Annotated in this window: 15 protein-coding genes; 5 read left to right on the forward strand and 10 right to left on the reverse strand. The window is 38.6% G+C overall.

Translation table 11 applies throughout. From position 1 onward, the window contains the following. Window positions 1-54: 54 nt before the first annotated feature. The 10 genes from KCTC52924_RS16160 to KCTC52924_RS16205 form a co-directional block, all read right to left on the reverse strand. Window positions 55-1,110 (reverse strand): type III polyketide synthase, encoded by a 1,056-nt coding sequence (locus KCTC52924_RS16160; protein ID WP_251805793.1) that lies wholly within the window; start codon window positions 1,108-1,110, stop codon window positions 55-57. Between the two features lie 13 nt (window positions 1,111-1,123). Next, window positions 1,124-1,828 (reverse strand): methyltransferase domain-containing protein, encoded by a 705-nt coding sequence (locus KCTC52924_RS16165; protein ID WP_251805794.1) that lies wholly within the window; start codon window positions 1,826-1,828, stop codon window positions 1,124-1,126. Continuing rightward, the gene (locus KCTC52924_RS16170) at window positions 1,825-2,949 is read right to left on the reverse strand and encodes an NAD(P)/FAD-dependent oxidoreductase (RefSeq protein ID WP_251805795.1); all 1,125 of its coding nucleotides are present in this window, start codon (window positions 2,947-2,949) and stop codon (window positions 1,825-1,827) included. The genes KCTC52924_RS16165 and KCTC52924_RS16170 overlap by 4 nt, the downstream gene beginning before the upstream one ends. Before the next feature lie 74 nt (window positions 2,950-3,023). Then, window positions 3,024-3,716, reverse strand: a complete 693-nt coding sequence (locus KCTC52924_RS16175) for an OmpA family protein (RefSeq protein WP_251805796.1) — start codon at window positions 3,714-3,716, stop codon at window positions 3,024-3,026. A gap of 1 nt (window position 3,717) precedes the next feature. Beyond that, window positions 3,718-4,206: a lipocalin family protein gene (locus KCTC52924_RS16180; RefSeq protein WP_251805797.1), complete on the reverse strand. Its 489-nt coding sequence runs from the start codon at window positions 4,204-4,206 to the stop codon at window positions 3,718-3,720. Window positions 4,207-4,742: 536 nt separating this feature from the next. Beyond that, entirely contained in the window at window positions 4,743-5,162 is a 420-nt protein-coding gene (locus KCTC52924_RS16185; RefSeq protein ID WP_251805798.1) for a GreA/GreB family elongation factor, read from the reverse strand. A 21-nt stretch (window positions 5,163-5,183) separates the two neighbouring features. Then, window positions 5,184-6,467, reverse strand: coding sequence for a Glu/Leu/Phe/Val dehydrogenase (locus tag KCTC52924_RS16190; protein WP_251805799.1), 1,284 nt, complete (start codon window positions 6,465-6,467; stop codon window positions 5,184-5,186). Between the two features lie 359 nt (window positions 6,468-6,826). Further along, window positions 6,827-8,161 (reverse strand): sigma-54 dependent transcriptional regulator, encoded by a 1,335-nt coding sequence (locus KCTC52924_RS16195; protein ID WP_251805800.1) that lies wholly within the window; start codon window positions 8,159-8,161, stop codon window positions 6,827-6,829. A gap of 3 nt (window positions 8,162-8,164) precedes the next feature. Then, on the reverse strand, window positions 8,165-9,256 hold the full coding sequence (locus tag KCTC52924_RS16200; RefSeq protein ID WP_251805801.1) for a sensor histidine kinase: 1,092 nt from the start codon (window positions 9,254-9,256) through the stop codon (window positions 8,165-8,167). 28 nt (window positions 9,257-9,284) lie between these two features. Next, entirely contained in the window at window positions 9,285-11,261 is a 1,977-nt protein-coding gene (locus KCTC52924_RS16205) for a thiamine pyrophosphate-dependent enzyme (protein ID WP_251805802.1), read from the reverse strand. 129 nt (window positions 11,262-11,390) lie between these two features. Here KCTC52924_RS16205 and KCTC52924_RS16210 point away from each other — a divergent pair, with 129 nt between their 5' ends. From KCTC52924_RS16210 to KCTC52924_RS16230, 5 genes are all read left to right on the forward strand, one after another. Next, a complete protein-coding gene (locus tag KCTC52924_RS16210; protein WP_251805803.1) occupies window positions 11,391-12,341 on the forward strand; it encodes an isopenicillin N synthase family oxygenase in 951 nt (316 codons plus the stop codon). Window positions 12,342-12,470: 129 nt separating this feature from the next. Then, a complete protein-coding gene (locus tag KCTC52924_RS16215; protein ID WP_251805804.1) occupies window positions 12,471-12,800 on the forward strand; it encodes a translation initiation factor in 330 nt (109 codons plus the stop codon). A 75-nt stretch (window positions 12,801-12,875) separates the two neighbouring features. Next, window positions 12,876-13,808, forward strand: coding sequence for a DUF1835 domain-containing protein (locus tag KCTC52924_RS16220; protein ID WP_251805805.1), 933 nt, complete (start codon window positions 12,876-12,878; stop codon window positions 13,806-13,808). A gap of 1 nt (window position 13,809) precedes the next feature. Further along, complete coding sequence (locus KCTC52924_RS16225; RefSeq protein ID WP_251805806.1) at window positions 13,810-14,682, forward strand: nucleoside phosphorylase; 873 nt, start codon at window positions 13,810-13,812, stop codon at window positions 14,680-14,682. Window positions 14,683-14,792: 110 nt separating this feature from the next. Then, window positions 14,793-15,647, forward strand: a complete 855-nt coding sequence (locus KCTC52924_RS16230) for a substrate-binding domain-containing protein (protein WP_251805807.1) — start codon at window positions 14,793-14,795, stop codon at window positions 15,645-15,647.

Here is a 15,647-nt window from a genome sequence, read left to right on the forward strand (position 1 = left end):
ACTAAAAAAAAAGATGTTTTAAACCTCCTAATTAGAGAATGGGTTCTATGGGCATTACCATTCCAAAAGTATCCGCTGTGCCGAAAACCCAGGCCCAAAACTCAACATTAGCCCCTGATTGCCAGCGGGAATATCCTTATCCATAAATCGTTCTAAAACATAAAGGACCGTGGCGCTGCTCATATTTCCGTAAAGGCGCAGTGTTTCTCGGGTATCATCAATATTTTTCCCCATTTTACCAAATAACTGCTCCACGGTCTCCACAATTTTTCTACCTCCCGGATGAAAAATTAAATGGTCTACCCTTTCTATACTGCTTCCTAGTCCTTTTAGGAAAGGATGGATAATATCTGGAAAATGGGCTGCAATGGTTTCTGGGACTGCAGGGTCCAATATCATTTTTAAACCAGAGTTGGTTAGGTCAAATCCCATCAAATGGGTGGCATCGGTAAAATGGTACATCTCCTCGCCTATGATGCGTGGCCCTACCGCATTTTCCTCGGAAGATAGCAGTACGCAGGCGGCACCATCCCCAAAAATTGCGGCACTTACCATATTTGCCATGGAATAATCAGTAAGCTGAAATGTAGCGGTTGGACTTTCTACTGCTACTATGGCGGCTCTTTTTCCAGGGTTTGATTTTAGAAAATTACGAGCGTAGATCAAACCGGATATTCCGGCAGCGCAACCCATTTCCGTCACCGGTAGCCGAACCACATCTTTCCTAAGAGAAAGAGCATTTATAAGGTAGGCATCCAAAGAAGGAATCATAATACCGGTACAACTTACCGTAATAATAAAATCTATACTATTGGCCGCCCAATTACTCTTTTCCAAGGCTTTTTGCAACACCTTACTTCCTAAGCTTTTTACTTCCCGAACATATATTTTGTTCTTGTCTTCAAAAGTGGTCGCTGTAAACACCTCTTCCGGGCTCATTATACTATACCGCCGGTCTACGGCTGCACCTTCGAATATTTTGATTATTTTTCGCTTAAAACGTAAGTCCTTACCCTCTAACCACCTTTCAACTAATGGCAAAATATCCTTGGTATCCCGACTATAATGGGGTAATTCTTTGGTAACTGCTACTATCCTGGTTTCATTCATAGGTTGGTTGTTCTTATTTTAATCGTATTACCCAAAGATATCTAAAGGCCCATTTCCAACTAAGATCGTGACTTAGTTGTGGGAATTCTTGGGAAAACGCCCTAAGGTCCGACTTTGTAAAAGCGCTTTTTATAGAAACAAGGCCGTCGTGTTTTGCAATGCAGGTCTTTATAAAAAAAATACTATACATCTTAAAGAGATAGTAGGAAACCCTACTCCTTTGCAGGTCATTAATTACGATTCCCATGCGCGCAATAGGAAAGATCTGCCTCAGAAATTCAGGTATGTCCGCCGTTTTAAAATGATGCATAGTTAGAGAGCATAACAAAATATCACATTGTGTCTCTTTGGCATCCATAGTTAATATGTTTTGTTCCAAATACGAAATGTTTGGGTAGTTGGCAGATTTTTCTCTTGCTATTCCTAAAGCTTTACTGCTGAGGTCCAAACCCACTAAATGAAGCTGTACCCCGCTTTTTTTAAAGTGGTTTGCTACCAATCTCAACATATGTCCGTCCCCGCAACCCAGATCCATTATGGTATAGCTGCTTTTGGGAGTATCCTGTATTAATTTTTTAATCGCTTTAATGGTGATGGAAAATCCATTTAACATTGCGTTGACCTTATTGATGTCTATAAATACCTTCTTTAATAATGTTACCTCCAAATTTGGATCGTCCATTATTTCCCGTTCCGTACAGCGATGTATAAAATTCATACCCTATTGAGTGGTTTTCCATGGGTGGTCTTGATCAACTTACGAACAAGATAAGGAGAATAGTTAATAAGCTGCATTCCTATATTGGATAATGATGGATTTAATAATACTGTTTGCAATTGACTCCCGATCCATATACGTTTACCAAATGTGGAATACCATTGGAGTTCATACTCTTTTTCAAGTTGATGCCGATCATATTCTGCCTTCGAAAAATAATGATGAATTAGTTCCGCTGCCATTTTAGCACTATGTACAGCCATTGCCATCCCGTTACCGCAAAATGGATGAATGAGACCGGCAGTGTCTCCGCACATCAGTACATGTTGCTCTACTGCATTCTTATTGCTAAAAGAAATCTGTCCTATGGTCAGAGGTTTATTAAAGAGCATTTCCGAAGATTTCAAAAATGTCTTTAGAAATGGGTTTTTGGCCACTACGTTTTGATTAAAACATTCCACATTTTTCTCCTTTTTGAAACTTTCATAAGAAACCAAATAACAAAAATTGACCGTCCCATTCTCAGTTTTGGATAGTCCGCCATAGCCTCCCCTAAAATTGTGGAGTGCTACTAGATCATTGGGAAAGGAATCTAGTTTATAATGCGCTTTCACTCCAAGCCAAGGCGACTTTCTTTGGATAAACTTGCGACCCAGTTGCTTGTCCAGAGCGTCCCGTTTTCCATAAGCACCAACAACAAACTTAGAGCTGTACTGTTTTCCATCCATATCCTCGATGTAAAAAATGTCGTCTTTAAAACAAATGGAGTTTACATTTTTTTGAATTATGGTAACCCCCATGGCAATTGCCTGTTTATAAAGGGCATAATCCAAGGCATATCTACTGATGCCTAGTCCGCCCAAGGGCAGTTTAGCTTTTATGGATTTGCCGTTTTCCGTGCTTAAAAGGATTTGGCTAATTTGGGTGTTTTTGGGTAGAAATACACCCAAACTATCAAGATATGGTACAATTTCATTGGAAACATATTCCCCACAAACTTTGTGATGTGGATATTGGATCTTTTCAAAAACAGCGATGTTGTAATGTTTTTTTTTTAAATGAAGGGCAGCGGTTAATCCGGCCAGACCACCACCAACGATAATAACGTCAAATCTATCCATCCTAAAAAGATACAGAATAAAAACAAAAAACCCGACGAAAATCATCGGGTCCATAATAACAAATCTAATTATTGCTAGTTTGCATTTCTACGTGCTTCTTCTTTTAAAGCCTCATTGGCTATGATTGCCAACTCTACCCTTCGATTTTTGGCTTTCCCAGCAGATGTTGTATTATCTGCTTTTGGCTGAGATTCTCCGTACCATTGGGTGGTAAGTCTACCTCTAGAAATACCTTTAGTAACCAAATAATTGGTAACTGACTCTGCGCGCTGTCTAGACAAGTTTAAGTTATAATCAGCTGCACCAGCGCTATCTGTATGACCCTCAACTAGAATGTTACTATCTGGATATTCCTTTAATATACCAACTAACCTATCTAGGGTGGTTGCCGAAGTACCTTTAACTCCCGATTTGTTGGTATCAAAATATACCCCAGCATCCTCGTTAAAAGTTACGTTTATACCTTCACCGACCCGGGTAACTTCTGCACCTGGAATTTCTTCCTCAATACGTTCTGCTTGACGGTCCATTTTGTCACCAATGTATCCACCGGCTACGCCTCCAACGACTGCACCTATAATGGCACCCAAGGCGGTATTGTTACCCTTGCCTACATTATTGCCTAAGACGCCTCCAATTACAGCTCCACCAGCAGCACCGGTAGCAGCACCTCTTTGTTTGTGATTGGTGTTCTTAATTGCTTTACAACTACTAATGGTTGCCATTAACATTAATACGGACAAACTACTTACAATTATTTTTTTCATCTTATTCATTTTTTATAAATTCATAAACTACGGTTACTGGAGAACCATCGACCGTTACTTTTGACTGAAGTCTCATTTGAGTTTCTGTTAAGGAAGAAATGTCTAACCTATAGCCTACCCCTCCGGAAATATCCTTGTATTTATCATCGATAAATTTAAATTGGAGCTGGTCGGTCATCCCTTCACGATTTACAACGGACCATCGGATAAAACGTTCCTGTTGACTACAGTCGCTGCTGTTGGCCAAAACATAACTTCCAGTACTGTTGTTCTTCCTAAAGAACCAATTACTGCCCTCAAAACAAGCGGCCGTCGCATCATTGAACAGTTCCGATTTAAATTTGCCCTCGCTACCAGTATAGGAAACAGAGTTCAACATCCAATAACCATCAATGGTGTTCCTATCCTGCTTAGCAGATTTGGAGACGGAACAGGAAGACAACATACCTACAGCCATTAATAGCAAAAAGAAAGACTTTTTTACATGCATAATTTTTAGTGTTTATTATTTTAACTTATATACGTAATTGCTAGACAAAAAGTATGCCTAATATGTAAAATTATGATCGTTATTTGCCAACCACTTCTATTGGAAAACATTACAAAATCATTTTTTTTCAAAATTAATTTATATGGGAAAGAATGGCATGCTGCAATAGGAATATTATTGACCCTGAAGCATAAAATCTGGTCGGTGAATACCGGTGGGATAAAATGTAATAAATCTTAGGGGGAGCAATGCTCCCCCTAAGATGATAACAGTTAAAAATTCTACTATTAAAACAAACAGACTGTTATATTTATTTTACGTTTGTGCCATTAATACGGCAGATACTCCTCTTTTTTAAACAGTATTGAATTTCCTTACACATTTTCGGTACAATGTGCGGTATTTCTCATGATAGTTGAGGTGCTATTTATCACCTTCCCTAACTTCACCTTCGTGAATATTGATGATGGAACTTTTGTGTCTTTTTGACAATTAGGTTCTGATTGGAATCACCATCATAAAAATACTGTGGAGTTCTAGAGTAGGATATCGGAATTTATAGCGCTAGGATGCTGCTTAACTTCCGTAACCTTAAGGGTTTGCAACCCATTCCTGAATTCCCATTCAATATCATCGCCTTTGGCGTATCCGATAACTGCTGCACCCATAGGGGTAAGGATCGAAATCTTACTATTTTTAAAATCGCCTTCCGAAGGAATCACCAACTGAAATTTATTGGTAAATCCGTTTTTCCCCTCGATTGTTACCAAGGAATTAAAGCGAATAACATCATCTGGCATTTCCTCTTCACTGTAAACGATGGCAGATTTTAATTCATCGGTCAGTTTTTGAATGGAATTTTTATAAGTATTATCGGTATAAAACCCTGATACATTTACCAAACGCTTCAATAAAACAAATTCTTTTTTTTCCAAAACTAGATTTCCGTACTTCATAACACATTTATTTTTAATTATTTATGGAAATATCCCTCTTTGCACGTATGCTTTTTCTATTCTTTCAATTGCAATTACAAAGGCCGCTGTACGCATATCGCCATTTGTCTTTTCAGCCTTATCGTATACCTTGTCAAAAACCTCCTTCATCTTCTTATCCAACTTGGCCATCACCTCATCCATCTGCCATATCTCTCCATTTCTATTCTGAAGCCATTCAAAATAACTACCTATTACGCCACCCGAGTTGCATAATATATCCGGAATAACGCCGATTCCTTTTTTTAATAGGATTTCTTCACCTTCCACATCCGTTGGTCCATTGGCTCCTTCTGCAATTAGAAAAGCTTTTATTCTATCAGCATTGTTGGTGGTAATCTGATTTCCCAAGGCTGCTGGAATACAAATGTCGCATTCGAGTCCAAAAAAGTCACTGTTTTCAAATGCTGATGCGTTAGGGAAATTCAAGATACTGCCTTTATTTTGTTGTGAATAGTTGAACAATTCAGCAACCATAATGCCATCGCTATTGGCAATACTACCATAAGCATCCTGTACTCCTACTAATAGGGCGCCTTCATTTTCCAAGAAATGAGCAGCCCAATAACCAACATTTCCAAAACCTTGAACGATGAATTTCTTTCTTTTAAGGCTTACCTTTTTCCGTTCTGACCAAAATTTAATATTGAGGAATACCCCGTAACCGGTAGCCCTATCCCTACCTTCGGAACCTCCAGATCCTATTGGTTTTCCAGTGACTACATGTTGATTCTTAGATCTTTCCGTAGGTGGTTTGGTTGACATATAAGTATCCAATATCCAAGCCATGGTCTGTGCGTTGGTGTTGACGTCAGGAGCAGGAATATCGTGTTCAGGACCTATATTATCTCCCAAAGCATACGTAAACCGTCTGGTAATTCTCTCCAATTCGGTTATTGAATACTTGAAGGGATCTATTTGTATCCCTCCTTTGGCACCACCGTAGGGCAAGCCAGCGAGAGAGGTTTTCCATGTCATCCACATGGCAAGTGCCTTGGCGGCATCTATATCCACGGTAGGATGATATCTCAATCCGCCCTTATACGGCCCTAAGGCATTATTATGTTGCACCCTATAGCCAGTAAATACTTCAATTTCCCCATTGTCCATTTTGACGGGAAAATGAATTATTAGCTCATTGTTCGTTATAGTTAAAATCTTCCTAATATTACTATTCAGATTAATAATATCCGCGGCATGGTTAAATTGACGCATTACGTTTTCCAACATACCATGCTTTGGTTGTTTTTTTGGTTTTGTTATCATAAAATATTTTTAGTAAGTACTTATATCTTTTCTGAAAATAAAGCGGCTGTAATGGGTGAAACCATGAATCTAAAAATTAAAATTCATGCCAATTCCAACTGTGGTTCCTATATTTTACTAAGTATGCTAGTTGCTCAATACCTACAACTTAGGCATAAACCATTACTGGTTTCCATATATCCTTTATTTAGAATAATGTTACTGGCAAGTTTGATGCCATTATAAGCATGGAAACAAAATTAAACACCTAACATGCTGATGTTTAGATTATTGTAGTGTTAATTAAGTAGCTACGGAAAGAGAACTATATAGGAGTATTTCCCCAGTGAGGAATAATTACCCAGTTATGAAGTGTGGTATTATTGTATTTTTTGACGCAAGGTTTTACGGTCTATCTGTAATATTTCAGCTGCCTGCGACTTATTGTTTCCTGTTGCCTCCAAAACTTTTAAGATGTATTTTTTTTCCATTTCTCTTAAAGGCACTAATCGGTCATCCGGAAAATGGATCTTAAACTTCAAGTTATCAGGCAGATCCTCCAATTCAATTCTTTTATTGCACATAATTACTGCTCTTTGAATTACGTTTTCCAATTCCCTAATATTTCCGGGCCAGTTGTATCGTATTAGGAGGTTTAACGCATCGGGAGATATGGTAATTATTCGCTCCTTATATTCTACCCCGTATTTAAATAAGAATTTATCAACCAGTAATGCTATATCTTCCTTGCGATCCCGTAAGGGCGGAACATCTATTTCTACCACCGTCAATCTATAATACAGGTCTTCCCTGAACAGTCCTTTCTGGACCATGGATTGTAGATTGCTATTGGTAGCAGCAATAACTCGCAAATCTATCTTTTCTGTTTTTTGCGAGCCCACCTTTATTACTTCTTTTTCTTGAAGTACCCGTAACAATTTGGATTGAACAGCTTGGGAAGCATTCCCAATCTCATCTAGGAATAAGGTTCCTTTATCAGCAGCCTGAAAAAATCCGTTCCGTTGCTCCTGAGCGCCTGTAAAGGCTCCTTTGGCATAACCAAACAATTCCGCTTCTAGCAAGCTTTCTGGAATTGCCCCGCAGTTTACGGCAATAAATGGGGCTCTTGAGAATTTCCCCATATAGTGAACGGAACGCGCCACCAGCTCTTTGCCTGTTCCGCTTTCCCCTTTGATCAGCACTGTTGCCTTATTGTCCTTTACCCGATCTATAATAGCTGTTACGGTTCTAATTGCTTTGGATCGACCAATTAGTTCCCCGTAATTTTGATGATCTCCCTTGCCTGTATCAGTATTTGGCATGGGTGTATCTAATACTCGTTTATTTTCCGTGAAGCACTTTAATACAGCCAGTTTTAATTCTTCTTTGGTAAATGGTTTTACTAAATAATCTATGGATCCTGATTTTAAAACGTTTAGCGCATCGTCAACGGAAGGATATCCGGTAACAACCAATTTTGGTAGCTTAGGGTAATGTTCGGAAACATATTTTATTAACTGCATGCCATCCACCTCCGGCATTCTAAGGTCTGTTATTAGTAAATCTATTTTAGAGTCCTTTAAAATGGCTAGGGCCTCCTTAACGGAAACGGCCTTATAGGTATGGTAATTGAAAGATTGTAAGTGCCTATGTATAAGTTCCAAGATGTTTATATCATCATCAACGATCAATACATTTTCATTTTTGAAACCCATAGCCTATTTTTTTGGAAATTCGATAACAAATATAGTTCCTTTAGGTTTGTTGGGAAGGTATTTTATGGTCCCTTTATGGCTTTTCACGATACCATGAACAACACTTAATCCAAGGCCTGAGCCCTCTCCTATGGGTTTGGTGCTATAAAAAGGCTCAAAAATCTTATTTCTAATCTTGGGGTCTATTCCAGGACCTTCATCCTTTATGATGATCTCTACACTCTTTTCCTTATCCGTGATTAAAAAATTGATAATACTCTTTGGCGGGGCAAAGTAAATTGCATTGAGCATAAGGTTGAAAATAACTTGGGTCAATTGTATGGCATCGACTCTTAAGAAAATAGACTGGGTGCTAAATTTAAGTTCGTCTACAATTTTTTTACTTTTCAGGCTAGGTTGCATAAGGTTCAACGCATCGGATACGATCGGTACAATATCTACCAAGTCCATTTGTTGTGGCATTTCGCAGGCAAAGAACATCAATTTCTTAACGACCTCTCTTGAAAAGATGGCGCTGTTAATAATCTTATCCAGATCTCTATTTGCCTGGGGATCATTCTTTATTCTTGTTTTTAGCAACTCTGAAAAACCTAGTATATTGGCGAGTGGTGTATTAAGTTCATGTGCCATTCCAGCAGTAATCTCTCCCAGAATACTAAGTCGGTCTGCATGCTCCATTTTTCGCCTAATCAGGTCCTCATTATCCTTGATTTGCTTTCTTTCCAAAAGGTTACCTACCTCTAGGCAGATGTTCTTTAAAAGTTTTTTTTCTTCCAGTAAAAAGTCGGAAGATCCGTAATTAGGTAAGGGATATACGACTTGGATATATCCTGTTTTTTTGTTAAATACTGAAATACTGGATTTTAAGGAGACCGATTGATCTGGAAAATTTAAGGTTTTTATGGAATATTGATCAGTAACCAAGGCTACGTGTGTTTCTGCGCTAAAGCGCCATGCCTTTTGCAGGCAATGCATAATCCCCTTTAATGCATCTTCTATTTGATCGTAATCACAATTAACGATGATAGAGGTAACCTCGTATAAACAGGTAAGCTCCTTAATGCGTTCCTTAAGTCTTTCTTCTGTAGGTATCATATATTTTATGGGGCATTTTCCAATAGAATTAATATTCCAGCAAAGTTAGCAGTTCTGCTTCAAATCGTGTTTTGGGGAGGTAAGTATTCTCCAAATTTTTAGCAAACGGAATTGGTGTCTCCAAACTGGCGACTCTTTTAACGGGGGCGTCCAAGTACTGAAAACAATGCTCCATCACGAGGGCAGAGATATCGCTTGCCACACCCCCAAAGAGGCTGTCTTCCTGTAGGATAATTAATTTCCCCGTTTTTTTTACTGAGCGGTAAATAGCTTCCGTGTCCATTGGTTGCAAGCTACGCAAATCGATTAGATCCGCCTTTATATCGGGATTATTGTCCAAGGTTTCCAAGGCCCAATGCACGCCCATCCCATAGGTGACTACAGTAACGTCAGTTCCCTGCCTTAGAAGTGCCGCTTGGCCCAATGGAAGGGTGTAATATGCTGTAGGGACATCTTGGTACATGCTTCTATATAAGGCCTTATGCTCGAAAAATAGTACCGGATTGGGGTCATTTATCGCTGTGGCCAATAACCCTTTGGCATCATATGGGAAGGCGGGATAAACGACTTTTAATCCTGGAGTTTTGGTAAACCAGGCTTCGTTTGTTTGGGAGTGAAAAGGACCAGCCCCTACTCCTGCCCCGCAAGGCATTCTAATCACAACATCGGCATTTGCGCCCCAACGGTAGTGCGACTTTGCCAGGTAATTTACGATCGGATTGAAGCCAGAACTTACAAAATCGGCAAATTGCATTTCTACCACTGATTTAAATCCCCTTATAGACAATCCCATTGCTGCAGAAATTATTACTGATTCACAGATCGGTGTATTTCTCACCCTATCACTGCCAAATTCCTCCAAAAATCCTTCGGTAACCTTAAATACGCCCCCATATGCTGCAATATCCTGCCCCATGATTACCAAATTTTCATGTTTTTGCATGGATTGTTTTAGTCCTTCAGAAACAGCATCTACAAGCCTTATATTTGCTTTTTCGGAATTCGATTTGATTTCCTTATAATCAAAGTCCCTAAACACATCATTCAGTTCCGTAACTGCGTCAGATTGTATTGCCTTTCCATTAAATGCTTTTTTTAGATGTTGGTCTATTTCACTATAAATGTTGTTTTTTAAGGTTTCAATAACATCGGGGTTCAATATTTTTTCATCCAAAAGATGATTTTCAAAATTTATAAGGGGGTCTTTCTTTTCCCAAGCATCCAATACTTCCTGGGGTACATATTTGGTGCCACTGGCTTCTTCATGACCTCGCATCCTAAAAGTTTTAAATTCTATAAGGACAGGTCTTGGGTTTTTTCTAATACTCTTGCATAGCGCATCTATTTTACAAAAAACCTCTATAACATTATTGCCATCCAAAATATGCGACTCCATTCCGTAGCCTATTCCCTTATCGGCCAAATCCTTACACCTGTATTGTTCAAGGGTTGGGGTAGATAGGCCATATCCATTATTTTCTATACAGAACAAAACAGGTAAATTCCATACCGATGCTAAGTTTAAAGCCTCATGGAAATCCCCTTCGCTGGTTCCTCCTTCTCCGGTAAAAACTGCGGTTACTTTGTTTTTTTTCTGTATTAAATCCGCCAAGGCTATTCCAGTAGCTACACCCAATTGGGGGCCCAAATGCGAGATCATCCCTACAATCTTAAACTCTTGGGATCCAAAATGAAAACTTCTGTCCCTCCCTTTTGTAAAACCGTCCGCCTTTCCCTGCCATTGCGAAAAAAGTCGGTGTAAGGGAATATTCCTAGTAGTAAAGACCCCTAAGTTGCGGTGCATAGGCAGAATATATTCATCCTCGGTCAACGCACTGGTCACGCCTATAGAAATGGCTTCCTGGCCAATACCACTAAACCATTTTGAAATTTTACCTTGGCGTAATAAAAGCAACATTCTTTCTTCGATCAATCGCGGCTTTAACATGCGTTGATACAGTTTTAGTTGCGTAGCCTTATCCAAACCATTCCCATTAAAGTTCATCCTGTATAGTACTTCTTTTTATTTACTAATATTTTATAAATGTAACGAAACCCAAAAACAAAGGCGATAATTATTTAAAGAAGATTGCCTTATAATTTATTAACTTTGGGTTATCTAAAAGAAAAAGAAATGAGTGCAATACCAAGTGTAAACTTAGCGGATTTTATTTCAGGCGATCAGGCACGAAAAGAGAAATTTATAAAGGAAATTGGAAATGCCTTTGAAGATATAGGCTTTGTAGCTCTAAGCGGGCATTTTTTATCCGACAAATTAGTTGAAGACCTCTATACCGAAATCAAGGAGTTTTTCAACCTGCCACAAGAAGTTAAGGATAAATATGAAATTGAAGGCATTGGAGGTCAAAGGGGGTATACCTCCTTTGGAAAGGAACATGCAAAAGGCAGAAAGGAAGGGGATCTTAAAGAATTTTGGCATTTTGGACAATACGTAGAAAACGATCCAATATTGGAAAAAGATTACCCAAAGAACGTTGTGGTTAAGGAATTGGATAGGTTTAATGAAGTGGGAAAGGAGACCTATAAAATGCTCGAAAAAACGGCGAAATATGTTTTAAGGGCTTTGGCACTTCATTTAGATTTGGAGGAAACTTACTTTGATAATTATATTAAAAATGGAAATTCTATTTTAAGGCCCATCCATTACCCCCCTATAGAACAAGAACCTAAGAATGCCGTAAGGGCAGCAGCACATGGTGATATTAATTTAATTACGCTTTTAATGGGGGCGCATGGGAAGGGGCTACAGGTGAAAAATAAGAAGGGAGAATGGATAGATGCCATTGCAAGCCCTGATCAATTAATGATCAACGTTGGTGATATGCTTTCGCGACTCAGTAATAATAAACTAAAATCTACCATACACCAAGTTGTAAATCCACCCAGAGAATTATGGGGAACTTCCAGATATTCTGTTCCGTTCTTTATGCACCCGATCAGTGAAATGCCCTTAAATTGTCTTGAAAATTGCATAGATGCCTCTAACCCTAAATTGTATAACGATATTTCAGCGGGCGAATTTTTACATGAACGCTTAGTGGAACTAGGGCTTATTAAAGGATAGATCATCCATTAATTACAAGTATTTATTTTAAATTAGTTGTTTTTAGAACCTCCCAAAATACAAGGTAGATTATCGCTATTGAAGGTTTCTAACCAACTATTATTCATCACTTAATTTTACCCTATAAAGATGGACTTAAAAGAGCAGCTTAAAAATTTATTCCCCGATCATCAAAACATTGATAATGAGGATGGCGCTATAAAGGAAGAGGGAATTTGGCTACAAGATGACCCTATTATCTGTAAGTATGAAAAGAGAAAGGGAAAACCGATTACTATCTTGGAAGGGTATAATGGAGCGGAAAGTGATTTTAAAAAACTAGCAAAGGAATTAAAGACCAAACTGAGCGTAGGTGGGTCTATTAAAGGTGAGACTATAATTTTACAGGGGGATTACCGTGATAGGATAATGGAAATTCTAAAGGATAAAGGATTTAAAGTGAAACGTGTAGGAGGTTAGATTTTTGTTAATTATTTCTTGAACTTAAGATAAAATGCTACATTTATTGGTCACAACCTAAACCACCAAAAAAAAATGAGTTCTCAGTTACACATCACCAATGGCGACAGTTTCACCACGAAATTACGTAACCTAAATTTAGGAGGGGAAATTATTACTTGGCGCGAAATGTTATGCGAAGGTAAAACCGAAACGAATGTGGGAAGCGAATCCTTTTGGAAAACTAGATTCGAATTTCTCAACAAGAATTACAAGGTTACCAAATCTTGGTTTATAGAAAAAACCCTCAAGGAATACCGATCGTTATGTAACCACAAGCAAGAAGATCATATAGTGCTTTGGTTTGAATACGATCTGTTTTGTCAAATTAATATGTTGGCAGTAATCTCTTGGCTAAAAAGCAACAGACCCTTTGCCGAGATCTCAATGGTTTGCTGTGGCGAGGAAGATGATTCGGATACGCTATATGGCCTGAACGACCTTAGTGATGAGCAAATCCTAAACTTATATAACCACCGCACCTATTTAAACCAAGACGATGTGGAATATGCAGATTATGTATGGCAGTTATACTGTAGCGACAATCCTATACGTCTAGAAAATTTAAAGGATTTCAGTAGTTTTCAATTCACCTACTTAGAATCGGCAATTAGAGCACATTTGATGCGTTTCCCGAGCATAAAAAATGGATTGAACGAAGTGGAGAACAATATATTGCGATTGGCAAATAGCGCCAATCCCAAGTCTAAATCGGAATTAATGGCCACGGTCTTAAAGAACCAAGGGCGTTATGGATTTGGGGACACGCAGTATGACCGACTTTTTGTTAAATTGAAGCCCATGTTTAAATCATTTAAACCAGTTAAACTTTCCAAAACAGGGAATGATATTTTGGTAGGTAAAACGAGTTATTATTCCTGTATTCAAGAAAATGATGTTTTCTTGGGAGGCGCTTTAAAATATAGCTTCTTATACAATACGGATACCGACCGAATACTTAAATTATAAAATGAACCTAAGTGCGTCTGAACTTGTCCTTAATCCTGACAAAAGTGTATATCACCTAAATTTATTGCCCGAAGAACTAGCCGAAACCGTTATTACGGTGGGTGATCCCGATAGGGTCCCCCTAGTTTCTCAGTATTTTGACTCCATAGAAGTAAAAAAAAACAAACGGGAATTCCACTCCCACACCGGGCGAATTGGTCAAAAACGAATTACGGTTTTATCTACGGGGATTGGGACCGATAATATCGATATTGTACTAAATGAACTTGATGCACTGGTGAATATCGACTTTGACAGTAGGTCCGTCAAGACAACTAAAATAGTATTAGATATCATACGCATAGGTACTTCAGGCGCTATTCAACCACATATCCCCATACACTCCTATCTGATGAGCGAATATGCTATCGGATTGGATAGCTTGCTTCATTTTTATGATAGTCAACATGTTCAGCATCCTGAAATTCAACAGGCATTTTTATCCCATACCAATTGGCTAAAAGACAAATCTACTCCCTATGTTGTGGAATGTGACAGGGAATTGGCTCAAAAATTTGCTTCAAAACAATTGTTACCTGGTTTTACAGCTACCAATGTTGGGTTTTACGGCCCGCAAGGCAGAGTCCTTAGATTGCCACTTCAAGATAAAGCTATCAACGATAAATTGGCTAGCTTTAATTATCAGGGAATGCAAATAACTAATTTGGAGATGGAGACCGCAGGCATTTACGGCCTCGCCAAACTATTAGGGCACCGAGCATTGTCCCTAAATTGTATATTAGCCAATAGGTGTAACGGGGAATTTTCAACCAATCCAGAAAAGGCTACCCAAGGATTGATAGCCTATGCATTAGAACGAATCACTGATAATTAATATATGTTTAAATCTGATTGTAAACACATTACTGCATTCTAATTATAGCATAGGTTTAGACATTACGCCAAACTATAATTTAAATATTAACGATTAAATAGATTTTTGAATTGAAAAAAGTAAGTATAATAGGTGTCCCTGAACATTTTAATTTCCCATGGCAATTAGCTATTGAGGAAGGCGCCTTTAAGTCTAGAGGAATTAAGTTGGAATGGACGGATATTCCTGAAGGAACAGGGAAAATGGCACAGATGTTAAAAGATGGTGAGGCAGATTTGGCCATTATTTTAACCGAAGGTGTTGTAAAGAGTATTTCCGAGGGCAATCCTGTTAAAATTGTTCAAGAATTTATAGCCAGTCCATTACTATGGGGAATTCATGTTGCACATACCAGCGATTACGTCCGTTTAGAAGACCTAGAAGGTAAAACCGCAGCGATTAGTAGGTTTGGCAGTGGCAGTCATTTAATGGCCTATGTAAACGGAAAAAACAACAATTGGAATACCGAGGAATTAAAATTTCAGGTAGTAGATAATTTGGAAGGTGCAGTTGATGCTCTTAGCAATGGCACAGCTGATTACTTTATGTGGGAACGTTTTACCACAAAACCCTTGGTAGATCAGCAGGTGTTTAGAAGGTTAACCGACTGCCCTACTCCATGGCCCTGTTTTGTAGTGGCAGCAACGGACAAATTTATTGCCGAGCATCCAGGCACCTTGGCCCACATACTAGAGGTCATTAATGTATACACCGAAGATTTTAAAGGAATCCCGAGTATCGACAAAACAATTGCAAACACTTATGGACAACAATTAGAAGATATACAGCATTGGCTTTCCCTGACTAGGTGGAGCGACAAAAATCTTAAGGAAACTACATTAAACTCGGTGCAAAATACCTTATTGGATCTTAAGCTGATAGATAAGAGATTGCCTTCCGACCAAATACTTTACGCTAAGAAATAG

This window comes from Arenibacter antarcticus (assembly GCF_041320605.1).
Lineage (GTDB): Bacteria > Bacteroidota > Bacteroidia > Flavobacteriales > Flavobacteriaceae > Arenibacter > Arenibacter antarcticus.

Bases quoted from the DNA above. Each gene is read 5' to 3' on its own strand.
- KCTC52924_RS16170 (WP_251805795.1), bottom strand. From the start codon at position 2,949: ATGGATAGATTTGACGTTATTATCGTTGGTGGTGGTCTGGCCGGATTA.
- KCTC52924_RS16175 (WP_251805796.1), bottom strand. From the start codon at position 3,716: ATGAAAAAAATAATTGTAAGTAGTTTGTCCGTATTAATGTTAATGGCA.
- KCTC52924_RS16225 (WP_251805806.1), top strand. From the start codon at position 13,810: ATGAACCTAAGTGCGTCTGAACTTGTCCTTAATCCTGACAAAAGTGTA.
- KCTC52924_RS16190 (WP_251805799.1), bottom strand. From the start codon at position 6,467: ATGATAACAAAACCAAAAAAACAACCAAAGCATGGTATGTTGGAAAAC.
- KCTC52924_RS16185 (WP_251805798.1), bottom strand. From the start codon at position 5,162: ATGAAGTACGGAAATCTAGTTTTGGAAAAAAAAGAATTTGTTTTATTG.
- KCTC52924_RS16180 (WP_251805797.1), bottom strand. From the start codon at position 4,206: ATGCATGTAAAAAAGTCTTTCTTTTTGCTATTAATGGCTGTAGGTATG.
- KCTC52924_RS16200 (WP_251805801.1), bottom strand. From the start codon at position 9,256: ATGATACCTACAGAAGAAAGACTTAAGGAACGCATTAAGGAGCTTACC.
- KCTC52924_RS16210 (WP_251805803.1), top strand. From the start codon at position 11,391: ATGAGTGCAATACCAAGTGTAAACTTAGCGGATTTTATTTCAGGCGAT.
- KCTC52924_RS16220 (WP_251805805.1), top strand. From the start codon at position 12,876: ATGAGTTCTCAGTTACACATCACCAATGGCGACAGTTTCACCACGAAA.
- KCTC52924_RS16205 (WP_251805802.1), bottom strand. From the start codon at position 11,261: ATGAACTTTAATGGGAATGGTTTGGATAAGGCTACGCAACTAAAACTG.
- KCTC52924_RS16165 (WP_251805794.1), bottom strand. From the start codon at position 1,828: ATGAATTTTATACATCGCTGTACGGAACGGGAAATAATGGACGATCCA.
- KCTC52924_RS16160 (WP_251805793.1), bottom strand. From the start codon at position 1,110: ATGAATGAAACCAGGATAGTAGCAGTTACCAAAGAATTACCCCATTAT.
- KCTC52924_RS16195 (WP_251805800.1), bottom strand. From the start codon at position 8,161: ATGGGTTTCAAAAATGAAAATGTATTGATCGTTGATGATGATATAAAC.
- KCTC52924_RS16215 (WP_251805804.1), top strand. From the start codon at position 12,471: ATGGACTTAAAAGAGCAGCTTAAAAATTTATTCCCCGATCATCAAAAC.